The sequence below is a fragment of the Pseudomonas sp. DF11 genome, assembly GCF_058148565.1.
This window is the reverse complement of record NZ_JBYVYN010000005.1, coordinates 52890-74470: the sequence shown is the minus strand read 5'-3', so window position 1 is coordinate 74470 and position 21581 is coordinate 52890. Positions and strand designations below refer to the sequence as shown.

Sequence of the window (21581 nt, the reverse complement as noted above, 5' to 3'; positions counted from 1 at the left end):
GGATAAATCCCCTCGCCACAAGGGCGGCACATGCCTGAACGCCCTACGCTTTTCATCAGTCCATGAAGCCTTGCAGCTTCAGTTCAATGGAGCGCGGGTTTTCACCTTCGGCAATCGACAGGATCCCTTCGAGCAGCATTTCGCGATAGCGCGATTGGCGCAACGCGATGGACTTGAGCTTGGCCGCGATGGGCAACAGCACCAGGTTGGCACTCGCCACGCCGTAGATCGTGGCGACGAACGCCACGGCGATGCCGCTGCCCAACTGCGACGGGTCGGCCAGGTTGCCCATCACATGGATCAGCCCCATCACCGCGCCGATGATGCCGATGGTCGGCGCGTAGCCGCCCATGCTCTCGAATACCTTGGCCGCTTCGATGTCGCGGCTTTCCTGGGTGTAGAAGTCCACTTCCAGAATGCTGCGGATGGCTTCCGGCTCAGCGCCGTCCACCAGCAATTGCAGGCCTTTGCGCGAATAGCTGTCGGGTTCGGCATCGGCCACCCCTTCCAGACCCAGCAAGCCCTCCTTGCGAGCGGTCAGACTCCAGTTCACTACCCGGTCGATACCGCCGGCCAGGTCGACCCGCGGCGGGAACAGGATCCAGATCAGCACTTGCATGGCGCGCTTGAAGGCACTCATGGGCGACTGCAACAGCGCAGCGCCAATGGTGCCACCGAGCACAATCAATGCCGCCGGGCCGTTGGCCAGCGCGCCCAGGTGACCGCCTTCCAGATAATTACCGCCAATGATGGCGACGAACGCCATGATGATGCCGATCAGGCTGAGCACATCCATTACAGGCAGGCCTCGACCAGGTGTCTACCGATGTCGTCCAACCCGTACACCGCGTCGGCAAGATCGGCTTTTACGATGGCCATTGGCATGCCGTAGATCACGCAGCTGGCTTCGTCCTGGGCCCAGATCGCACTACCGCCCTGCTTGAGCAGGCGCGCGCCTTCGCGACCGTCGGCGCCCATGCCGGTGAGTACCACCGCCAGAACTTTGTCACCGTAGGACTTGGCCGCGGAACCGAAGGTAATGTCCACGCACGGCTTGTAGTTCAGACGCTCGTCGCCCGGCAGGATTTTCACCGCGCCACGGCCGTCGATCATCATCTGCTTGCCACCTGGCGCCAACAACGCCAGGCCGGGACGCAGGATGTCGCCATCCTCGGCTTCCTTGACGCTGATGTTGCATAGCTTGTCCAGGCGCTCGGCAAAAGCCTTGGTGAACGCCGCCGGCATGTGCTGGATCAGTACGATGGGGGCCGGGAAGTTGGCCGGCAACTGGGTCAGGACCCGTTGCAGCGCCACCGGGCCACCCGTGGACGTGCCGATGGCGACCAGCTTGTAGGCTTTACGCTTGGGGGCTGGCGACGATGCACTGGCGGCGGGCGCCGGACGGCCAGGAGCCGGTGCCGGAGCGCTGCGTACCGGGGGCGGATTGAAGCTGCCCGACGACGTCGGCGCCGGACTCGGCGCCACGACAGGGGCTGGCGCGGGAGCGCTGTAGCCACCGACACGCCGGTTGCTGCGGGAAATACTGTGGACCTTTTCGCACAGCAACTGCCGGACCTTGTCGGGGTTGCGCGAAATGTCTTCGAAATTTTTCGGCAGGAAATCCACCGCACCCGCGTCCAACGCATCGAGGGTCACCCGGGCGCCTTCATGGGTCAGGGACGAGAACATCAATACCGGAGTCGGGCAGCGCTGCATGATATGCCGCACGGCCGTGATGCCATCCATCATCGGCATCTCGTAGTCCATGGTAATCACGTCCGGCTTGAGTGCCAGGGCCTGATCGATCGCTTCTTTGCCGTTGGTCGCGGTACCGACGACCTGAATGCTCGTGTCCGCCGAAAGAATTTCCGAGACGCGGCGGCGGAAAAACCCCGAATCGTCCACCACCAGGACTTTAACTACCATAAACACTCCGTTAGACGAGGCGCGGCCCTGGGCCCCGCCCCTCCAGAATCAAATACGCCGGGCGGCGTAACGCTTGAGCATGCTTGGCACATCGAGGATCAACGCGATGCGGCCGTCGCCGGTGATGGTGGCGCCGGACATGCCCGGGGTCCCCTGGAGCATCTTGCCCAACGGCTTGATGACCACTTCTTCCTGGCCCACCAACTGGTCGACGACGAAGCCGATCCGCTGGGTGCCCACCGAAAGGATCACCACATGGCCTTCGCCCTGCTCCACATGGGCCGCGGAGCTGACCAGCCAGCGCTTGAGGTAGAACAGTGGCAGTGCCTTGTCCCGTACGATCACCACTTCCTGGCCGTCCACCACGTTGGTGCGCGACAGGTCGAGGTGGAAGATCTCGTTGACGTTGACCAGCGGGAAGGCGAAGGCCTGGTTGCCCAGCATCACCATCAGGGTCGGCATGATCGCCAGGGTCAACGGGACCTTGATGACAATCTTCGAGCCCTGGCCCTTGGTCGAGTAGATATTGATCGAACCGTTGAGCTGGGAAATCTTGGTTTTCACCACGTCCATGCCCACGCCACGGCCCGACACGTCGGAAATCTCGGTCTTGGTCGAGAAGCCCGGGGCGAAGATCAGGTTGTAGCACTCGGTGTCGCTCAGGCGGTCGGCGGCATCCTTGTCCATCACGCCGCGCTTCACCGCAATGGAGCGCAGTACGTTCGGGTCCATGCCTTTGCCGTCGTCGGAGATCGACAGCAGGATGTGGTCGCCCTCCTGCTCGGCGGCCAGGATCACCTTGCCGCTGCGGACCTTGCCTGAAGCTTCGCGCTCTTCCGGCGACTCGATACCGTGGTCGACCGCGTTGCGCACCAAGTGGACCAGCGGGTCGGCCAGGGCCTCGACAAGGTTCTTGTCGAGGTCGGTCTCTTCACCCACCAGTTCCAGGTTGATTTCTTTCTTGAGCTGGCGAGCCAGGTCGCGAACCAGGCGCGGGAAGCGCCCGAAGACTTTCTTGATCGGCTGCATGCGGGTCTTCATGACCGCGGTCTGCAGGTCCGCCGTGACCACGTCGAGGTTCGACACGGCCTTGGACATGGCTTCGTCCTGGCTGTTGAGGCCCAGGCGCACCAGACGGTTACGTACCAGCACCAGTTCGCCGACCATGTTCATGATCTCGTCCAGGCGTGCGGTATCGACCCGAACGGTGGTCTCGGCTTCGCTGGCCGGCTTTTCCGCTGGCGCGGCCGCTGGGGCGCGGGCGGGAGCCGGAGCAGCAGCGGCAGGCTTGGCGGGCTCGGCCTTGGGTTCCGGTGCCTTGGCAGCGGGTTTGGGCGCAGCCTTGGCCGCCGATGTCGCCGCAGTGGCGGCGGCAGGCGCAGCAGAAGCGGTACCGACTTCGCTGAACTTGCCCTTGCCATGCAGCTCATCGAGCAGTGATTCGAATTCGTGGTCGCTGATCAGGTCGCTGCCAGCGGCAGCGGCGGCGGGCTTGGCCGGTGTCGGCGCCGAAGCGATAGCCGAATCCAGAGCGTCCACGGCAAAGGTGCCCTTGCCATGCAACTGATCGAGCAACGCTTCGAATTCGTCGTCGGTGATGTCCGAACTGTCGCCTGCGGCTTTCGGGGCGGCCGGGGCCGTCGACGGAGCGACGGCATCAGGCGCGAACTGGCCCTTGCCATGAAGCTGGTCGAGCAGTGACTCGAACTCAGCATCGGTGATTTCATCGCTGGCAGCCCCATCGGCGGCTGGCGCAGCAGGTGCTGCCGGAGCGGCCGGCGCCTCGGCCTGGGCCTTGACGGTATTGAGCGAGTCCAGCAGTTGTTCGAATTCGTTATCGGTGATGTCGCCCGATTCCTCGGCGACCGGTTCTTCGACCACTGCCTCGGCAACCGGTGCGGCTTCGTCAGCCGATTGCGGCTCGGCCAGGCGCGACAGCGCGGCGAGCAGCTCGGGGGTGGCAGGGGTAATCGGCGAGCGCTCACGCACTTCGCTGAACATACTGTTGACCGCATCCAGCGCTTCAAGCACCACGTCCATCAGTTCCGAATCAACGCGACGCTCACCCTTGCGCAGGATGTCGAACACGTTCTCGGCAATGTGACAGCACTCCACCAGCTCGTTGAGCTGGAGGAAGCCGGCGCCTCCTTTTACAGTGTGGAAACCGCGAAAAATTGCATTGAGCAGATCCGCATCATCGGGTCGGCTTTCCAGCTCGACCAGTTGTTCGGACAGTTGCTCTAGAATCTCGCCGGCCTCAACCAGGAAATCCTGAAGGATCTCTTCATCGGCGCCGAAGCTCATTAATGGCTGCTCCTAAAACAGGGCTAAAACTCAGAATCCAAGGCTGGACAGCAAATCGTCCACATCGTCCTGACCGGACATAACGTCTTCTCTTTTATCGGCATGAATCTGCGGACCTTCACCCTGAGAGAGATGTTTTTGTGGATCTTTTTCAGCAAGCATCGCTTCACGGTCGTGTTCGATACCTGCAAAGCGGTCGACCTGGCTGGCCATCAACACCAGTTTGAGCAGGTTGCTTTCCACTTCGGTGACCAGCTGGGTCACACGCTTGATCACCTGGCCGGTCAGGTCTTGATAGTCCTGGGCCAGCAGAATGTCGTTGAGGTTGCTTGCCACGGCGCGGTTCTCGGTGCTGCTGCGCGTCAGGAAACCGTCGACCCGACGGGCCAGTTCCCGAAACTCTTCAGCCCCGACTTCGCGACGCATGAACCGGCCCCAGTCGGTGCTCAAGGCCTGGGCTTCATCGCTCAGGCCATTGACCAGCGGCGTGGCGCTTTCCACCAGATCCATGGTGCGGTTGGCCGCGGCCTCGGTCAGCTTGACCACATACCCCAGACGCTCGGTGGCGTCGGTGATCTGCGAGACTTCCTCGGCCTGCGGCATATTCGGGTCGATCTGGAAATTGACAATCGCGCTGTGCAATTCACGCGTGAGCTTGCCCACTTCCTGATACAGACCGCGATCACGGGTCTGGTTGAGCTCATGGATCATTTGAACCGCATCGCCAAAGCGACCTTTTTCAAGGCTGTCGACCAGTTCGCGGGCATGTTTTTTCAGGGTCGATTCGAAATCGCCCATTGAAGATTCGTTGTCCATAGCTCCCCCGTGGCGCCGTTAACCGATGCGTTCGAAGATTTTTTCGATCTTCTCTTTCAACGCCTGGGCCGTGAAGGGTTTGACCACATAGCCGTTGACACCGGCCTGGGCCGCTTCGATGATCTGCTCGCGCTTGGCTTCGGCAGTGACCATCAGCACCGGAAGATGCTTGAGTTTTTCGTCGGCACGCACTTGGCGCAGCAGGTCGATACCGGTCATGCCCGGCATGTTCCAGTCGGTGACCAGAAAATCGAAGTTGCCACTGTGCAACATAGGGAGCGCAGTGGTCCCGTCATCTGCTTCGGCCGTGTTGGTGAACCCAAGGTCACGCAACAGGTTTTTTATGATCCGCCGCATCGTTGAGAAGTCATCAACGATGAGGATTTTCATGTTCTTGTCCAATTCGACCTCCAAGCAGTCTTAAACGCGCCCAGCACCTGGACGCGCCATTTCAATCAATCCGGCACAACACTCGACAACAGTCTGGAGCACAACGGATGGAGACTGGCGCAGTACTTGCCAGGCCAGCCTCGTTCGCAGTGTCCCCACACTGCCTGTCAACGCGCTCGCCACTCCCCCAAACGCCCCCGCAAACGGGCCGCGCACTGGCTGTGTAACTGGCTGACCCGCGATTCGCTGACCCCCAGGACCTCACCGATTTCCTTGAGGTTCAGCTCTTCGTCGTAGTACAGCGCCAAGACCAGTCGCTCACGCTCCGGCAAATTGGCAATCGCATCCGCCAGCGCGCTCTGGAAACGTTCATCTTCCAGGTCACGCGATGGCTCCATGTGAGCACTCGCGCCATCCTCGTGCAGCCCCTCGTGTTCACCACCGTCCTGCAACAGGTCGTCGAAACTGAACAGGCGGCTGCCCAAGGTATCGTTCAAAATCCCGTAATAATCATCGAGACTCAACTGGAGTTCGGCCGCAACCTCGTGATCTTTAGCGTCACGCCCGGTTTTAGCTTCAATTGCCCGAATTGCATCACTGACCATGCGAGTATTGCGGTGCACCGAGCGTGGCGCCCAATCGCCCTTGCGGACTTCATCGAGCATGGCCCCGCGAATGCGAATACCGGCATACGTCTCGAAACTGGCGCCCTTGCTCGCGTCGTATTTGTTCGACACTTCGAGCAGGCCGATCATGCCCGCCTGGATCAAGTCTTCGACCTGGACACTGGCCGGCAACCGCGCCAGCAAGTGGTAGGCGATACGCTTGACCAGTGGCGCGTAACGCTCGATCAATTCGTATTGGGCGTCCCGTGCCGATTTTTTGTAGAGATGGTTGTAACCGCTGGCTGTCATAGCACGGGCCCTGCTGTTTGTTGCACAAGACGCTCGACGAAAAATTCCAGATGCCCGCGCGGGTTGGCCGGCAACGGCCAGGTATCGACCTTCTGGGCGATCGCCTTGAACGCCAGCGCGCACTTGGAACGTGGAAAGGCTTCATAAACGGCACGTTGCTTCTGGACAGCCTTGCGTACGCTTTCGTCGTAGGGCACGGCGCCGACATATTGTAGGGCGACGTCCAGGAAGCGATCCGTGACCTTTGTCAACTTGGCGAACAGGTTGCGGCCCTCCTGCGGGCTCTGGGCCATGTTGGCCAGGACGCGGAAGCGGTTCATGCCATAGTCGCGGTTCAACAGCTTGATCAAGGCATAGGCGTCGGTGATGGACGTCGGTTCGTCGCAGACCACCAGCAGCACTTCCTGGGCAGCGCGTACGAAACTGACGACCGAGTCGCCGATACCGGCCGCGGTGTCGATCACCAGCACATCGAGGTTGTCGCCGATGTCGCTGAAAGCCTGGATCAGGCCGGCGTGCTGGGCCGGGGTCAGGTGAACCATGCTCTGGGTGCCGGAGGCAGCCGGCACGATGCGAATCCCGCCCGGCCCCTGCAACAGCACGTCGCGCAGTTCGCAACGGCCTTCGATCACGTCCGCCAGGGTGCGTTTGGGTGTAAGCCCCAACAGCACGTCGACGTTCGCCAGGCCCAGGTCGGCGTCCAGCAGCATGACCCGTCGGCCAAGCTCTGCCAGAGCCAGGGACAAGTTCACTGACACGTTAGTCTTCCCGACGCCACCTTTGCCGCCGGTCACCGCGATCACCTGTACGGGATGCATGCTGCCCATGTTCGTTCTTTACCTTGTCTTACTTAGACGGAGGCCACATTACTGGCTGCGCGTTCGCATACGGAACAATGCATGGCAGACCATCGATGTAGGTACAAAAAATATTCATGATTACCTCAGCCAACCTGCTTGGTCGGGCTGTGGTAGATATCAGCGAACATATCAGCCATGGCTTCTTCGCTGGGTTCTTCCTGCATTTGCACACTCACGGCTCGGCTGACCAGTTGATGACGGCGCGGCAGATGCAAATCATCCGGGATCCGCGGCCCGTCGGTCAGGTAGGCCACCGGTAGTTCATGACCGATCGCCAGGCTCAACACCTCGCCCAGGCTTGCCGTTTCGTCCAGCTTAGTCAGGATGCAGCCGGCCAGCCCGCAGCGTTTGTAGCTGTGATATGCGGCGGTTAGAACCTGTTTCTGGCTGGTGGTTGCCAACACGAGATAATTTTTTGACTTGATGCCACGTCCGGCCAGGCTTTCGAGCTGCATGCGCAGGGCCGGATCGCTGGCTTGCAGGCCCGCGGTATCGATCAGTACGACGCGCTTGCGCAGCAACGGTTCCAATGCCTGGGCCAGGGACTGGCCCGGATCCACATGGGTCACCGACACGTTGAGGATCCGTCCCAGGGTCTTGAGTTGCTCCTGGGCACCAATGCGGAAACTGTCCATGCTCACCAGGGCGATGCTCTGGGCGCCGTACTTGAGTACGTAGCGGGCGGCGAGCTTGGCCAGGGTGGTGGTCTTGCCCATGCCGGCAGGACCGACCATGGCAATCACCCCGCCCTCTTCCAGCGGCTCGACTTCCGGCGTGACGATCATCCGCGCCAGGTGCGCCAGCAACATGCGCCAGGCCTGGCGAGGCTCTTCGATACCATTGATCAATGCCAGCAGGTCACGGGACAACGGGCCGGACAGGCCGATGCGTTGCAGGCGACGCCACAGGTTGGCCTGGGCTGGACGGCTGCCTTGCAGCTGGTTCCAGGCCAGGGAGCCGAGCTGGACTTCCATCAATTCGCGCAGGCTATTGAGCTCAAAGCGCATCGAGTCCAGGGCACGCGGGTCGACACCCCGGGCAGGTGCTGCGGGTGCCGGTTCAGGACGACGCGGTTCGGCTTGGGCCTGCTCGATCAGCGGCTCGGCAGCGGTCAACGGCAAGCCGGCAGTCAGCGGCTGACCGGCGAACAATTGACGATTGGTGCCTGCCACTGCCTCGCCTTCGCTGCTGCGCAGGCTCAGTTCGGCCTGGGCGCTGGCGATGCGTGATTGGGTCTTGCGCAGCTCGTCTTCGAGCTCCATGTTCGGAACGCGTGGGGCCAGCGCCGACAATTTGTAATCCAGGGCGGCCGTCAGCTCGACACCGCCGGCGATCCGGCGATTACCGATGATGGCTGCTTCAGCGCCCAGCTCGTCACGAACCAGCTTCATGGCCTGACGCATATCGGCGGCGAAAAAACGCTTCACTTGCATAAACCACTACCTCAGCCGTTGGGCCCTACTGTCGCAACGATGGTCACTTGCTTGTTGTCCGGTATTTCCTGGTACGCCAGCACATGCAGCCCCGGGACCGCGAGGCGCCCGAATCGCGAGAGCATCGCGCGAATCGGACCGGCCACCAGCAGGATCACCGGTTGGCCTTGCATCTCTTGCCGCTGGGCTGCATCGATCAGCGAACGCTGCAGCTTCTCGGCCATGCTTGGCTCCAGCAGAACACCCTCTTCCGAGCCTTGTCCTGCCTTCTGCAGACTATTGAGCAATATCTGTTCCAACCTTGGTTCCAGAGTGATCACAGGCAGCTCGGACTCAGTGCCTACAATGCTTTGGACGATTGCGCGGGATACGCCGACCCGAACCGCGGCCACCAAGGCGGCGGTATCTTGACTCTTGGACGCGTTGTTGGCGATAGCCTCGGCGATACTGCGTATGTCGCGCACCGGCACTTGCTCGGCCAGCAACGCCTGCAGCACCTTGAGCAACTGCGACAACGAAACCACACCCGGCACCAGCTCTTCCGCCAGCTTCGGCGAGCCTTTTGCCAGTACTTGCAGGAGTTGCTGGACTTCTTCGTGGCCGATCAGCTCGCTGGAGTGCTTGTACAGGATCTGGTTCAAGTGGGTCGCCACCACCGTACTGGCATCCACCACGGTATAGCCGAGGGACTGGGCCTGGGCCCGCTGGCTGATTTCGATCCACACCGCTTCCAGGCCGAAAGCCGGATCCTTGGCGGTGATGCCGTTGAGGCTGCCGTAGACCTGCCCGGGGTTGATCGCCAGTTCGCGGTCAGGGTAGATCTCGGCTTCGGCCAGGATCACCCCCATCAAGGTCAGCCGATAGGCGCTCGGCGCCAGGTCGAGGTTGTCACGGATATGCACGGTAGGCATCAGGAAGCCCAGGTCTTGGGAGAGCTTCTTGCGCACCCCCTTGATCCGCGCCAGCAACTGACCACCCTGGTTGCGGTCGACCAATGGAATCAGACGATAGCCGACTTCCAGGCCGATCATGTCGATTGGCGTCACATCATCCCAGCCCAATTCCTTGGTTTCCATGGCACGGGCCGGCGACGGCAGCAGTTCCTGCTGGCGCTTGACCTCTTGCAGGGCCTGGATTTTCTGCACGTTCTGCTTTCTCCAGAACAGGTAGGCACCGCCCGCGGCCACGGCAGCCATGCTCAGGAAGGAAATATGGGGCATCCCCGGCACCAGGCCCATCACCGCCATCAGGCCGGCAGCAACGGCCAGGGCCTTGGGCGAGGCGAACATTTGCCGGCCGATCTGCTTGCCCATGTCTTCGGAGCCCGAAGCACGGGTCACCATGATCGCGGCCGCTGTGGATAACAACAGTGATGGCAATTGCGCCACCAAACCGTCACCGATGGTCAACAAGGCGTAAACCCTGCCAGCGTCGCCGAAAGTCATGTCGTGCTGGAAGATACCGACGGCCATGCCGCCGATCAGGTTGATGAACAGAATCAGCAGGCCGGCGATGGCGTCACCGCGCACGAACTTGCTGGCACCGTCCATGGAACCGTAGAACTCGGCTTCCTGGGCCACTTCCAGGCGACGCAGCTTGGCCTGGCTCTGGTCGATCAGGCCGGCGTTGAGATCGGCGTCTATCGCCATCTGCTTGCCCGGCATCGCATCGAGGGTGAAACGCGCGCTCACCTCGGAAATCCGCCCGGCGCCCTTGGTCACCACGACGAAGTTGATGATCATCAAGATGGCGAAGACCACGATACCGACCACGTAGTTACCGCCGATCACCACCTCACCGAAGGCCTGGATCACCTTACCGGCGGCAGCGTGCCCGTCCTGGCCGTGGAGCATGACCACCCGGGTGGACGCCACGTTCAGCGCCAGGCGCAACAGCGTGGCCACCAGCAGGATGGTCGGGAATACGGCGAAATCCAGCGGCCGCAGGGCGTATACGCACACCAGCAGCACGACAATCGACAGGGCGATGTTGAACGTGAAAAACACGTCCAGCAGGAACGGTGGTACCGGCAGCATCATCATGGCGAGCATGACCAGCAGCAACAGCGGCACGCCCAGATTACCCCGGCTGAGGTCTACGACATTGCTGCGCGCGGTGCTGAGTAACTGAGAGCGATCCACCAATATTCCCCGTTCCTGTGAAGCAAACTTTTGACGCCCGGAGCGCCGTAAAACCTGCATGTGCAAAAAGCCGTCCAACTTTTGCGGGAACTGGAAATATCGCTCGCTCATGAGGCTCCAGGCCTTAAATTCCGCGCACCCGCCGATATGAGCCTCGGAGCAAAGGACTAATGGCCATCTTCGTATATAGGCCCGATCACACTTGCCGCTAACACTCCTGAAGCGGAACGTCAACCTGACACTTATGAGAGTGGTTGAGACAGACGCGGAGGTATTGAATGAGTGACAGAGCGACTGTGGAGATATCGAGGACAGCCGCAACAACCCAGAGGGGGGCTTGCCATGACCGACAATATTTCCCTTGCCGTGCAAATGGATGTGAATCCAGACGACCTGGACGAAAACGGTGTATTGAAGCCTTATAGGGCTCCAGAGTTTCCCCCGTACCCTACCGACGAATTGGAAACCTGCGATGAGCAGTCATCCAACGGTGACGCGCCTCCAGACGAAGAATTTCTTTCGTCACCCAGGATCGGCTGGTGCCCGAGTGGCAGCGTCAGTGATGGCATCTGCTCACCATTCAATAATATCCGTACTGACTGGATGGGCCGCTATGCCACCAGCAACCTGCGGATTGATGAATTGATCCTGCCCGGCACCCACAACGCCGGCATGGACAAGCAGGCTTCTTACTCCAACAGCTACGATACCTGCCAGGACGTGTCGCCTCACAGCCAATTGCAAACAGGCATCAGGGCGCTCGACCTGAGGGTCCAGTTTTTCAGTGGCTACCCGCAAGGTGATCGGAGAAGGTTCGCAATCTTCCACAGCTCGAACTCTGGCAGGAACATTGAAGGTGACGTTTTGCAGGCCGTCATCAATCTCCACACGGCCCACCGCAACGAGGTGGTCATCCTCGACTTTCATGACTTCAAGAATTTCACCGTCGCGGCACACCGCGAACTGGCCACGGTTATCAAGAATCGCCTGGGCAGTAAATTAATAGAGCCCAAATGGAAGGCCCTGGTGCTCAGGCAGCTATGGGCCCTGCAGAGAACCGTTGTGATCGCCTACAACGATGAGCAACGAGACCCGCTGTTCTGGCCGGGCGTTAACCAGCGCTGGATCGGCAAGGATCGGCCCTCCAGCAGCGAATTGAAGAGTTTCATCGATCGGGTTGGCAACGAGACAAAGCCCGACTATCAATTGCGCGCCATCCAGGCCCATAAATACACCCTGGTCTATCAACCGGACGATATGTCATCGGACGTCATGAACTGGTTTGCAGCGGGTGAAAATAATTCGCCGATCATGAAGTTCTTTATCATCAACACCGATTGGTCCTTGCGTCACCGCTTTGTCGATAATTGCATCTATGCCAACAGCCTCAGAAACAGAAAAAGAGCCTCCGTACATTGGACCCCCAATAATATTCCGGGGGGCATGATGGACGACGACTACCACGCAATCGTCGTTGAAACCTCCAATGGTAATTGGTCCTCATCGCTGTTCGCCCCCTCCAACCCGCCGGACGCAGCCACGATGCTGATCATTTGCCGCGCCCAGTTGCAAACCCTGTTGCATACATCCAACAGTGACTTTCCAAATGGGATCATTACGCTGGCGCAAAATAACGTGGTGCTCTTTCAATACACCCATAAGAAGTGGGTATTGCAAAATACCCGGACTTATACTCCCAACAGCTCGGGAAACACGGTTCCTGCCCCGCTCGCCGATGAAAAACTCATTAAGTACCAGACAGGGGATGGTAATTGGACGGAACACATCAGCCTACCGATGTCTGCACCGACCTACAGCTATGTCGAGATATCATCGAGCGCCGGCTATTACAGCCAGATCCATCGTCAATCCGGGCGGAGAGTCTACCGCTGCCAACGGGGAGACAAATATCTCTTCATGTTCAATCAAGGCGTCTGGCAGCCGGTCAAGCCAGCCATACACTCCTACGGCGCGGCCCAGGCCGGGGCCCAGATGGCAGATACCGGCACAGAGCAGACGCGGGTGCACTTCAAGGATGGCGACTGGATCGCGCAAATCACCCTGCCTGCCAATGCATGGCAGGGCGACACTGTTACCCTCACCTCCAACGCAACCTATACCGCTACCGTCATGGGCACCAATCTCGAATCAGGCGCCTCCGCACAACTGAGAAGAGGCGACACCCTTCACTATCGATACGTTGCCAGCATCGGCAAGTGGCGCAGTTGGCAGGGGCTGGATAACGAATGAAAAAACTTTGAACTGCCGACGGCAGCTTTCCCCTCTTCCCATACCCCTCGCTGACAACGCAGGGCCGTTCAAGGGCCGATGAACATCTAGGAATCACGCCGCAAATTCGGCGAAATTGGCAAGTCCTTGAGGGTTCGGGACGCTTGCCCTTGCCCCGCGCGGTGCGGGCGGATCTGGTGGACGTAGGCCTTCTTGAAACAAAACAAAAGTCCTGTCGGACGATGGATATGGAACAAGAAACACTAACAATTCTGCTAGTTACCCTCCCCAGTCCGAATCTCGATAATGACATTCCTCATCGCCATTGGGCGTAGTCATGCCAACCATTCCCCTTTGCAGCTACCGCTACGATCCGTTGGATCGCCTTACGGGCCATGCCGTGGAGGCCTACGCCCCGATCCAGCGGTTTTACTGCAAATCACGCCTGGCCACCGAGATTGATGGCGTCGTCAACCGGTCATTTTTCCAACACGACGACCAACTGCTGGGCCAGGCTGAAACCCAGGCCGGTGAAAGGAAGGCGACGTTGTTAGCGACCGATCAACAACGCTCGGTCTTGCATGCCATCGCCCCTAACGAATCGCAATCCTTCGCCTATTCGTCCTATGGACATCGCCCTATCGGCAACGGTTTGCTGAGCCTGCTCGGCTTCAATGGGGAGCGACCGGACCCGGTGACTGGGCATTATTTGTTGGGGAATGGTTACCGAGCGTTCAACCCAACGTTAATGCGGTTTAATAGCCCTGATCGTTTTAGTCCATTTGGCGTCGGTGGATTGAACGCTTATGCATATTGCTCAGGCGACCCGATAAACAGGAGCGATCCTAACGGAACGATGGGGCTTTTCAAAAATTTTCCGCGTTTGTTTCGAAGAGCTGCCACCTCCAGACACTCCACCCCCCCTGTGCCCTTGAAGCAACATTTAAGCGGCCCCGATACCTTATATGAAAAGGGACTCAGAAGGTTACGCATCGAGACGGATTTCCACCACCATCAGGTTATCCAGAGGAAAGGTTGGGATGAGCATATTACAACGTTCGAGCACCACCTCGAAGGGCGAGGTCCAGTCTACAAAACTGTAACGTCTTCACTGGTACCCAACACATTAGACCTTACAGGAATGGCCTATTCAAAAATAACGAATTTCAATAAAACTCTTTCAAGCGGTCTAAATAATCCGGGTTTAGTTCTTGCGTCGGAACACCTCGAACCCTATTCCCGAGTCAATTTCTACAACCATATTCATGACTACCTAGGAAACCAGAAAATGTACTATAAAGCAGATAATGTAGGAGTTGTAAGATACGTAGCGGACTTCAACAAGTTGCGCATCCATAACAAATTTTTACGTAAAGCAAAATCGGGAAGTTTGCAAGGGGTCGATCCGATTTGGGCAGAAGAGTGGGATCCCGTCCTAAGTCGTGGCGATTATGATCGTTGGGAAGAGACGATTCGGAATATGCCGCGTCCCAACCCTCAATAATCCTGTGGGAACCTCAGGAATCACGCCGCAAATCCGGCGGAATCGGCAAGTCCTTGAGCGGCTCTGGACGCTTGCCTTTACCCGCGCGGTGTTGGCGGATCTGGTAGACATACGCCAACACCTGGGCCACGGCCAGGTACAGGCCCCCGGGGATTTCCTGGTCGAGTTCGGTGGAGTAGTAGATCGATCGCGCCAGCGCCGGAGACTCGAGCAGCATCACTTCATTGGCCACGGCGATTTCACGGATCTTCAGCGCCAGGAAGTCACTGCCCTTGGCCAGCAACACGGGGGCATTGCCTTTTTCGGGGTCGTACTTGAGGGCGACGGCGTAGTGAGTCGGGTTGGTGATGACCACATCGGCATCGGGAATCGCCGCCATCATCCGCCGCTGGGAGACCTCGCGCTGCAACTGACGGATCCGCTGCTTGACCTCCGGCTTGCCCTCCTGATCCTTGTGTTCGTCACGGATCTCCTGCTTGGTCATCATCAGCTTCTGCTTGCTCTGATAAAGCTGGATCGGCACATCGATGGCGGCGATCAGCATCAGGCCACAGGCCATCCACAGCGTGCTCCAGCCTACCAATTGCACGCTATGGATGATGGCCTGTTCCAGCGGCTCATGGGCGATACGCAGCAAGTCGTCGATGTCCGACTGCAAGACCGTCAGCGCGACAAACAGGATCAGGAAAAACTTGCCCAGCGCCTTGAGCAACTCCATCACCGCGGTGGTAGAAAACATGCGCTTGAGACCCGCGGCCGGGTTCATCCGGCTGAACTTGGGGGCCATGCTTCCCGCGGCGAACAACCAGCCTCCCAGGGAAATCGGACCGATAATAGCGGCCAACAACAAGAACAGCAGCACCGGCTGCACCGCCAGGATCGCGATCTTGCCCGAGTGCAGCAGGTACTGGGCCATGGACCCGGGACTAAGCAGCACTTCGCGGGGCAGGGAAAAATTCAGGCGCATGATTTCCAGCAGGTCCGAGGCCAGCCCGCCACCGTAGATCAACAAACCACCCGCACCGGCCAACATCACCGCCAGGGTATTGAGCTCCTTGGAGCGGGCGATCTCACCCTTTTCCCGGGATTCGCGCAGGCGCTTTTCCGTGGGGTCTTCTGTCTTGTCCTGGCCACTCTCGCTCTCGGCCATGGTCAGCGCGCCTGTGCCATGTCGCGTAGCAGCTGCAAGGCCTCAGTGGCCAGGGGCTGGTACTGGTTGAGAATGTCTCCCATGCTGATCCAGAAAATCACCATGCCCAGCACCAGGGTCAGCGGGAAACCGATAGAAAAGATGTTCAGTTGCGGCGCCGCCCGGGTCATCACGCCAAAGGCGATGTTGACCACCAGTAGCGCGGTGATCGCGGGCAACACCAGCACCATCGCCGCCCCCAGGACCCAACCGAGCTTGCCGGCGATTTCCCAGAAATGGTTGACCAGCAAGGCGCTGCCCACGGGCATGGTGGTGAAACTCTCGGTCAGTACCTCGAACACCACCAGGTGGCCGTTCATGGCCAGGAACAGCAGGGTCACCAGCATCGTCAGGAACTGCCCGATCACTGCGGTATTGACCCCGTTGGTGGGGTCGATCATGGACGCGAAGGCCATGCCCATCTGGATGGAAATGATTTGCCCGGCCACCACGAACGCCTGAAAGAACAGCTGTAGCGAGAACCCCATCAGAGCGCCGATGAGGATCTGCTCGGCCACCAGCATCAGCGCGCTGAGGTCCAGCGCATGAACCGGCGGCATCGGCGGTAGCCCGGGTGCGATGACCACGGTAATCGCCAAGGCGAAATACAGACGTACGCGCCTGGGCACCAGGGTCGTGCCGAAGACAGGCATGCTCATCAGCACCGCGGTGACGCGAAACAGCGGCAGGATGAAGGATGCCACCCAGGAACTGATCTGGGTGTCCGTCAGCGCGAGCATCGACATGTGGTCAGCCGATCAACTGCGGAATACTGCCGTACAACTGCAGGATGTATTCCATGAAGGTTTGTACCATCCAGGGGCCGGCGACAATCAACGTCACCAGCATCACCAGCAGGCGCGGCAGGAAGCTCAGGGTCTGCTCGTTGATCTGGGTCGCGGCCTGGAACATCGCCACCAGCAATCCCACCAACAGGCTGGGGATCACTAGCACGGCCACCATCACGGTCGTCAGCCAGAGCGCTTCGCGGAACAGGTCTACCGCTACTTCAGGCGTCATATCTTGCTACCCGCACGAAAGGTCTAAACACCGCCGAAACTGCCCGCCAGGGTACCGATGATCAACGCCCAGCCATCCACCAGCACAAACAGCATGATCTTGAACGGCAGGGAAATGATCAGCGGCGAGAGCATCATCATACCCATGGCCATCAGTACACTGGCGACCACCAGGTCAATGATCAGGAACGGGATGAAAATCATGAAGCCGATCTGGAAAGCGGTCTTGAGCTCGGACGTCACGAACGCCGGCACCAGGATGGTCAATGGCGCCTGATCGGCACTGGGGATATCGGTGCGCTTGGACAGGCGCATGAACAGCTCCAGGTCGCTGCTGCGAGTCTGAGCCAGCATGAAATCCTTGATCGGCACTTGCGCCTTGGCCACGGCATCCTGGGCGGTGATTTTCTCTGCCAGGTAAGGTTGCAATGCATCCTGGTTCACCCGGTCGAACACCGGCGCCATGATGAACATCGTCAGGAACAGCGCCATGCCGGTGAGGATCTGGTTCGAGGGTGTCTGCTGCAGGCCCAGGGCCTGGCGCAGGATCGAAAAGACAATGATGATCCGGGTGAAACTGGTCATCAGCATGACGAACGCCGGGATGAAACTCAGCGCGGTCATGATCAGCAGGATCTGCAGGCTGACCGAGTATTCCTGGGCCCCTTCGGCGTTGGTTCCGAGGGTGATCGCCGGAATCGACAGTGGATCGGCGGCGAACGCCAACGGTGCGGCCAGCATCAGGGCCAATGCCAACAGAATGCGCAACGGCATTACTTTTTATCCTTCTGGTCTTTACCCAACAGTTCCATCAGGCGCTGGGCAAACTCGGGGCTGGCCTGCTCGGTGGAAGGCACCTGCACCGGTTCCTTGAGGACGTGCAAGGCGGTAATGGTGCCCGGGCTCAGGCCCAGCAGGATCTGCTCATTGCCGACCTGCACCAGCACCAGCCGGTCCCGCGGACCGAGCGCGCGGGAACCGATGATGTCGATGACCTGTCCCTTGCCGGCTGGCCCGGCCTGCTGCACCCGGCGCAGCATCCAGGCGAGGAAGAAGATCAAGCCCAGCACCAGCAGCAAACCAAGCACCAGTTGCGCCAATTGCCCGGCCACGCCGCTGCCGGCAGCCGGCGCAGCGGCGGCCGTGGCAACCGGTTCGGCCGCCAGCACACTCAATGGCAGCATCGCGGCTGCCGCGAAGAAACCTTTCACTCAGCGCAGCTTCTTGATGCGTTCGCTCGGGCTGATCACGTCCGTCAGGCGAATGCCGAACTTCTCGTTGACCACCACCACTTCGCCATGGGCGATCAGCGTGCCGTTGACCAGCACGTCGAGTGGCTCGCCGGCCAGGCGGTCCAGCTCGATCACCGACCCCTGGTTGAGCTGCAGCAAGTTGCGGATGTTGATATCGGTGCTGCCCACTTCCATGGAAATCGACACCGGGATATCAAGAATCACGTCCAGGTTCGGACCATCCAGCGTGACCGGCTCATGGCTCTTGGGCACGCTGCCGAACTCTTCCATTGGCAGGCGGCTGGAGGTGTGAGCGCCGGTATCAGCGGCCAGCAAGGCGTCGATGTCAGCCTGCCCGGCGTCACCGGTTTCCTCCAGTGCTGCGGCCCATTCGTCGGCCAGCGCCTGGTCATCCTGGGTATTCATATCGTTAGCCATCATGTGTCCTCGGCGGGCAAATCAGTTAAAAACTTAAAAACCGTTACAAACTTAAGGCGTTCGACACCGCTCAGCGGCGTTCGATCGGCTCGATCACCTGCAACGCCAGGTTGCCTTTGTGAGAGCCCATCTTGACCTTGAAGGCCGGTACGCCATTGGCGCGCATGATCATGTCTTCCGGCATCTCGACGGGGATGATGTCCCCCGGTTGCATGTGCAGGATGTCCCGCAGACGCAGTTGGCGCCGGGCAACCGTCGCGCCGATTGGCACGTCGACATCCAGCACGTCCTGGCGCAGCGCGTTGATCCAGCGCTCGTCCTGATCGTCGAGGTCCGACTGGAAACCGGCGTCGAGCATTTCGCGCACCGGCTCGATCATCGAGTACGGCATGGTCACGTGCAGGTCGCCGCCACCACCATCGAGTTCGATGTGGAAGGTCGAGACCACGATGGCCTCGCTCGGGCCGACGATGTTGGCCATGGCCGGGTTCACTTCCGAGTTGATGTACTCGAAGTTCACTTCCATGATCGCCTGCCAGGCTTCCTTCAAATCGACGAAGGCCTGCTCCAGCACCATGCGCACGACCCGCAGCTCGGTCGGAGTGAATTCACGACCTTCGATCTTGGCGTGACGACCGTCGCCACCGAAGAAGTTGTCCACCAGCTTGAACACCAGCTTGGCGTCAAGGATGAACAACGCGGTACCGCGCAACGGCTTGATCTTCACCAGGTTAAGGCTGGTAGGCACGTACAGCGAGTGCACGTACTCACCGAATTTCATCACCTGCACACCACCAACGGCCACATCGGCCGAGCGGCGCAGCATGTTGAACATGCTGATGCGGGTATAGCGGGCGAAACGCTCGTTGATCATTTCCAGGGTCGGCATGCGTCCGCGAACGATGCGATCCTGGCTGGTCAGGTCGTAGCTTTTGACGCTGCCCGGTTCAGCAGCGTTTTCGGTTTGCACCAGGCCATCGTCGACACCATGTAGCAGCGCGTCGATTTCGTCCTGGGACAACAGGTCCTGCACGGCCATGTCGTGTTCCTACTGCAATACGAAGTTAGTGAAAAGCAACTGTTCGATCACCACTTTGCCGAGCTCTTTCTGAGCCACTTCCTGCACGCTGGCCGTCGCTTTCTGACGCAGCATTTCCTGGCCAACCGGGGTGGCCAGGGTGTCGAAATTCTGTCCGGAAAACAGCATCACCAGGTTATTGCGGATCAGTGGCATGTGCACCCGCAGTGCTTCCAGGTCAGCCTGGTTGCGACCCAGCAGGGTGATGCTGACCTGCATGTAGCGTTGACGACCATTCTGGGTGTAGTTGGCCACGAAGGCTGGCGCCATCGGCTCGAAAATCGCCGGTTGCTTGCCCACAGGCGCGGCTTCGACCGCCGCTGCCGGCTTGCTCTGAGCGCTGTGCATGAAATACCAGGTCGCCCCCACGGATACGCCGATCGCCAGGAGCAAACCCACCACGATCATGATGATCAGCTTGAGTTTGCCTTTGGTTGCAGGGTCTTTTACAGCTGCTGCTTCACTCTTCGCCATGCCAATAATCCGTCACTAATCGGGGTTTTCACTGTTGCACGGCAAGGCTGGAGCAAGTGTTATGCCAGAAGTGTCGGAGGGAAAGAGACGGCGATTGATCGGACTAACGCCAATCAATGTGGGAGCGGGCTTGCTCGCGAATACGGTCTGACAGCCAACACAAGTGTTGAATGTTAAATCGCATTCGCGAGCAAGCCCGCTCCCACAGGATTTGCAGCGCCTGATCAGGCGTAGTAGTCGACCGCACTGGAGCCGATGACGCTGGTCGTGCTGGCGGCCACTTCAGCAATGCTGGCCGTGCCAGCGTCGTCCGCTGAATCCACTCGCCCACCGGACGACGTGGTGCGCCCGGCCTGGGCTTGCTGTTGGGCCTGCTGCCCCTGATTCTGCGAGCCACGGGATTGGTCCGATACGCTGACGTCGACCTGGCCCATGCCCTGCTGGGCAAAACTGTCCCGCAGGCGATGCAACTGGCCTTCGAGGGCTTCGCGAACACCGGTGTGGGCGCTCATGAACGTGACCTGGGTCTGCTGGTCCGGAACCATGTTCACCCGGATATCCAGGCGCCCGAGCTCGGCGGGCTGCAATTGGATATCGGCCGCCTTGAGATTGACGCTGGACAGGTACATCACCCGGTTGACCACCTCTTCGGTCCAACCGTTCTGATTCATTGCGATAGGCTGGTTGACCGGCACCGCATTGGCGGTTTTGGGCGTAGCGGCCTGGGTCAGCGCGGCCAAGCGGTTGGCGAAATCGTCCACGCGAGTGTCACTGGAAGCGGCACCCAGGTCCTTGAGGCCTTCGCTGATCAAGCCACCGAATGCCTTGTCGCCCCCCTGGCTGCCGGACTCGGTACTGTTCTGGTCGGCTTGCACAGTAAGCATGCTTGCCATGCCGGCGGCAAAGGTCTGTGCCGAAGTCGGCTCAGCGTCGAGCGATGCCGGAGCCGCGCTCTTGGGTTGGGCCTGGCTGGTGGCGGAAACATGACCACTCTGCTCCATCGCCAAGCGCAAGGCTGGCAACGCGTCGAGTGGGTCGGCTTCAGGATCGAACGCAGGGTCATCCACCGGGACCGCCGCCTGGGTCACCTGGACCGGCGCGGCCAAGGGGGCAACCGGCGCCGCAACGGCCGTGCCCAGCTGGGTGTCATTCGCGACTACCACAGGTGCAGGTTCCACCGTGGCTGTCGCCACCGGCACCGTCATATCCGGCAGCAGCCCTGGATCAAGGCTCGGATCGACAGGCGCAGCATCCGCTACCGGCGTTTGCGCCGAGTCGGCGTTGTCATCACTGGCGGCCTTATCGTCGGCGTTAACAGGTTTTTCCGTGGGCAAGGGTTTGCCGCTATCGGCAACCGTCGGCTCCGGGGCGGCAGGGGTTTCGTTGCCAGTGTCTTTTTTGACGGTGTTGTCGGCAGCCTTGTCGCGTACCGATTTCACCGATGGCTCAGGGGCCGCTGCCGATTTGGCAGGCGCCTGCTTGGCGAAGACTTGAGCGAAGCTGGAGGCTCTATCCCCGAGTTCCGGGGCCGCTGCCGGTGAATTGACGGCGACCTGGGGCTTGGCCTGGACAGAGGCCTGAAGCAGTGTGTTGGGGGTAACGGGCATAAAAAGGTCTCCGCTGCACTGGAATCA

General features: G+C 59.9%; 20 protein-coding genes. 2 read left to right on the top strand and 18 right to left on the bottom strand.

Features of this window, described 5'->3' with window-relative positions:
• Nucleotides 1–55: 55 nt before the first annotated feature.
• From AC30D9_RS16410 to flhA, 9 genes are all read right to left on the bottom strand, one after another.
• A complete protein-coding gene (locus AC30D9_RS16410) occupies nucleotides 56–796 on the bottom strand; it encodes a flagellar motor protein (RefSeq protein ID WP_003199135.1) in 741 nt (246 codons plus the stop codon).
• Nucleotides 796–1926: a protein-glutamate methylesterase/protein-glutamine glutaminase gene (locus tag AC30D9_RS16405; RefSeq protein ID WP_134923310.1), complete on the bottom strand. Its 1131-nt coding sequence runs from the start codon at nucleotides 1924–1926 to the stop codon at nucleotides 796–798. Before AC30D9_RS16405 ends, AC30D9_RS16410 begins: the two co-directional genes overlap by 1 nt.
• Before the next feature lie 48 nt (nucleotides 1927–1974).
• Nucleotides 1975–4230 (bottom strand): chemotaxis protein CheA, encoded by a 2256-nt coding sequence (locus AC30D9_RS16400; RefSeq protein WP_134923309.1) that lies wholly within the window; start codon nucleotides 4228–4230, stop codon nucleotides 1975–1977.
• A gap of 30 nt (nucleotides 4231–4260) precedes the next feature.
• Nucleotides 4261–5046 carry a protein phosphatase CheZ gene (locus AC30D9_RS16395; protein ID WP_057448511.1) on the bottom strand — a complete coding sequence of 262 codons (786 nt, stop codon included), beginning with the start codon at nucleotides 5044–5046 and terminating at the stop codon, nucleotides 4261–4263.
• A gap of 18 nt (nucleotides 5047–5064) precedes the next feature.
• A complete protein-coding gene (locus tag AC30D9_RS16390) occupies nucleotides 5065–5436 on the bottom strand; it encodes a chemotaxis response regulator CheY (protein ID WP_003199125.1) in 372 nt (123 codons plus the stop codon).
• Nucleotides 5437–5603: 167 nt separating this feature from the next.
• On the bottom strand, nucleotides 5604–6350 hold the full coding sequence (gene fliA / locus AC30D9_RS16385; protein ID WP_109751358.1) for an RNA polymerase sigma factor FliA: 747 nt from the start codon (nucleotides 6348–6350) through the stop codon (nucleotides 5604–5606).
• Nucleotides 6347–7177, bottom strand: a complete 831-nt coding sequence (gene fleN / locus AC30D9_RS16380) for a flagellar synthesis regulator FleN (RefSeq protein ID WP_003184001.1) — start codon at nucleotides 7175–7177, stop codon at nucleotides 6347–6349. Before fleN ends, fliA begins: the two co-directional genes overlap by 4 nt.
• A gap of 116 nt (nucleotides 7178–7293) precedes the next feature.
• The gene (gene flhF, locus AC30D9_RS16375; RefSeq protein ID WP_134923308.1) at nucleotides 7294–8643 is read right to left on the bottom strand and encodes a flagellar biosynthesis GTPase FlhF; all 1350 of its coding nucleotides are present in this window, start codon (nucleotides 8641–8643) and stop codon (nucleotides 7294–7296) included.
• 11 nt (nucleotides 8644–8654) lie between these two features.
• Nucleotides 8655–10784 (bottom strand): flagellar biosynthesis protein FlhA, encoded by a 2130-nt coding sequence (gene flhA, locus AC30D9_RS16370; RefSeq protein WP_490144409.1) that lies wholly within the window; start codon nucleotides 10782–10784, stop codon nucleotides 8655–8657.
• Between the two features lie 342 nt (nucleotides 10785–11126).
• On the opposite strand from flhA, the gene AC30D9_RS16365 reads away from it, so the two are divergent.
• Nucleotides 11127–13034, top strand: a complete 1908-nt coding sequence (locus tag AC30D9_RS16365) for a hypothetical protein (RefSeq protein ID WP_490144408.1) — start codon at nucleotides 11127–11129, stop codon at nucleotides 13032–13034.
• Between the two features lie 316 nt (nucleotides 13035–13350).
• Nucleotides 13351–14517 (top strand): RHS repeat-associated core domain-containing protein, encoded by a 1167-nt coding sequence (locus AC30D9_RS16360; protein WP_490144407.1) that lies wholly within the window; start codon nucleotides 13351–13353, stop codon nucleotides 14515–14517.
• Nucleotides 14518–14530: 13 nt separating this feature from the next.
• Here the strand turns inward: AC30D9_RS16360 and flhB are convergent, their stop codons facing one another.
• The 9 genes from flhB to AC30D9_RS16315 all read right to left on the bottom strand — a co-directional run bounded on the left by flhB (nucleotide 14531) and on the right by AC30D9_RS16315 (nucleotide 21554).
• Nucleotides 14531–15667 carry a flagellar biosynthesis protein FlhB gene (gene flhB / locus AC30D9_RS16355; RefSeq protein WP_307571520.1) on the bottom strand — a complete coding sequence of 379 codons (1137 nt, stop codon included), beginning with the start codon at nucleotides 15665–15667 and terminating at the stop codon, nucleotides 14531–14533.
• 2 nt (nucleotides 15668–15669) lie between these two features.
• Nucleotides 15670–16452 (bottom strand): flagellar biosynthetic protein FliR, encoded by a 783-nt coding sequence (fliR, locus tag AC30D9_RS16350; RefSeq protein ID WP_134923305.1) that lies wholly within the window; start codon nucleotides 16450–16452, stop codon nucleotides 15670–15672.
• Nucleotides 16453–16456: 4 nt separating this feature from the next.
• Nucleotides 16457–16726 (bottom strand): flagellar biosynthesis protein FliQ, encoded by a 270-nt coding sequence (gene fliQ / locus AC30D9_RS16345; protein WP_134923304.1) that lies wholly within the window; start codon nucleotides 16724–16726, stop codon nucleotides 16457–16459.
• A 23-nt stretch (nucleotides 16727–16749) separates the two neighbouring features.
• Nucleotides 16750–17499: a flagellar type III secretion system pore protein FliP gene (gene fliP / locus AC30D9_RS16340; protein ID WP_060738641.1), complete on the bottom strand. Its 750-nt coding sequence runs from the start codon at nucleotides 17497–17499 to the stop codon at nucleotides 16750–16752.
• Nucleotides 17499–17936 (bottom strand): flagellar biosynthetic protein FliO, encoded by a 438-nt coding sequence (gene fliO / locus AC30D9_RS16335; RefSeq protein ID WP_134923303.1) that lies wholly within the window; start codon nucleotides 17934–17936, stop codon nucleotides 17499–17501. The genes fliP and fliO overlap by 1 nt, the downstream gene beginning before the upstream one ends.
• Nucleotides 17937–18395 carry a flagellar motor switch protein FliN gene (gene fliN / locus AC30D9_RS16330; RefSeq protein ID WP_134923302.1) on the bottom strand — a complete coding sequence of 153 codons (459 nt, stop codon included), beginning with the start codon at nucleotides 18393–18395 and terminating at the stop codon, nucleotides 17937–17939. It lies immediately after the preceding gene.
• Nucleotides 18396–18465: 70 nt separating this feature from the next.
• Entirely contained in the window at nucleotides 18466–19434 is a 969-nt protein-coding gene (gene fliM, locus AC30D9_RS16325; RefSeq protein ID WP_003184019.1) for a flagellar motor switch protein FliM, read from the bottom strand.
• Nucleotides 19435–19443: 9 nt separating this feature from the next.
• Nucleotides 19444–19947, bottom strand: coding sequence for a flagellar basal body-associated protein FliL (gene fliL / locus AC30D9_RS16320; RefSeq protein ID WP_134923301.1), 504 nt, complete (start codon nucleotides 19945–19947; stop codon nucleotides 19444–19446).
• 224 nt (nucleotides 19948–20171) lie between these two features.
• Complete coding sequence (locus AC30D9_RS16315; protein WP_490144406.1) at nucleotides 20172–21554, bottom strand: flagellar hook-length control protein FliK; 1383 nt, start codon at nucleotides 21552–21554, stop codon at nucleotides 20172–20174.
• Nucleotides 21555–21581: the final 27 nt, after the last annotated feature.

What these genes read in the sequence shown, in the direction of transcription:
- AC30D9_RS16315 (WP_490144406.1), bottom strand. Translation starts at nt 21,554, where the DNA reads ATGCCCGTTACCCCCAACACACTGCTTCAGGCCTCTGTCCAGGCCAAG.
- AC30D9_RS16395 (WP_057448511.1), bottom strand. Translation starts at nt 5,046, where the DNA reads ATGGACAACGAATCTTCAATGGGCGATTTCGAATCGACCCTGAAAAAA.
- AC30D9_RS16360 (WP_490144407.1), top strand. Translation starts at nt 13,351, where the DNA reads ATGCCAACCATTCCCCTTTGCAGCTACCGCTACGATCCGTTGGATCGC.
- fleN (WP_003184001.1), bottom strand. Translation starts at nt 7,177, where the DNA reads ATGGGCAGCATGCATCCCGTACAGGTGATCGCGGTGACCGGCGGCAAA.
- fliR (WP_134923305.1), bottom strand. Translation starts at nt 16,452, where the DNA reads ATGTCGATGCTCGCGCTGACGGACACCCAGATCAGTTCCTGGGTGGCA.
- fliA (WP_109751358.1), bottom strand. Translation starts at nt 6,350, where the DNA reads ATGACAGCCAGCGGTTACAACCATCTCTACAAAAAATCGGCACGGGAC.
- AC30D9_RS16410 (WP_003199135.1), bottom strand. Translation starts at nt 796, where the DNA reads ATGGATGTGCTCAGCCTGATCGGCATCATCATGGCGTTCGTCGCCATC.
- AC30D9_RS16405 (WP_134923310.1), bottom strand. Translation starts at nt 1,926, where the DNA reads ATGGTAGTTAAAGTCCTGGTGGTGGACGATTCGGGGTTTTTCCGCCGC.
- AC30D9_RS16365 (WP_490144408.1), top strand. Translation starts at nt 11,127, where the DNA reads ATGACCGACAATATTTCCCTTGCCGTGCAAATGGATGTGAATCCAGAC.
- fliM (WP_003184019.1), bottom strand. Translation starts at nt 19,434, where the DNA reads ATGGCCGTGCAGGACCTGTTGTCCCAGGACGAAATCGACGCGCTGCTA.
- AC30D9_RS16400 (WP_134923309.1), bottom strand. Translation starts at nt 4,230, where the DNA reads ATGAGCTTCGGCGCCGATGAAGAGATCCTTCAGGATTTCCTGGTTGAG.
- AC30D9_RS16390 (WP_003199125.1), bottom strand. Translation starts at nt 5,436, where the DNA reads ATGAAAATCCTCATCGTTGATGACTTCTCAACGATGCGGCGGATCATA.
- fliL (WP_134923301.1), bottom strand. Translation starts at nt 19,947, where the DNA reads ATGGCGAAGAGTGAAGCAGCAGCTGTAAAAGACCCTGCAACCAAAGGC.
- fliQ (WP_134923304.1), bottom strand. Translation starts at nt 16,726, where the DNA reads ATGACGCCTGAAGTAGCGGTAGACCTGTTCCGCGAAGCGCTCTGGCTG.
- fliP (WP_060738641.1), bottom strand. Translation starts at nt 17,499, where the DNA reads ATGCCGTTGCGCATTCTGTTGGCATTGGCCCTGATGCTGGCCGCACCG.
- flhF (WP_134923308.1), bottom strand. Translation starts at nt 8,643, where the DNA reads ATGCAAGTGAAGCGTTTTTTCGCCGCCGATATGCGTCAGGCCATGAAG.
- flhB (WP_307571520.1), bottom strand. Translation starts at nt 15,667, where the DNA reads ATGGCCGAGAGCGAGAGTGGCCAGGACAAGACAGAAGACCCCACGGAA.
- fliN (WP_134923302.1), bottom strand. Translation starts at nt 18,395, where the DNA reads ATGGCTAACGATATGAATACCCAGGATGACCAGGCGCTGGCCGACGAA.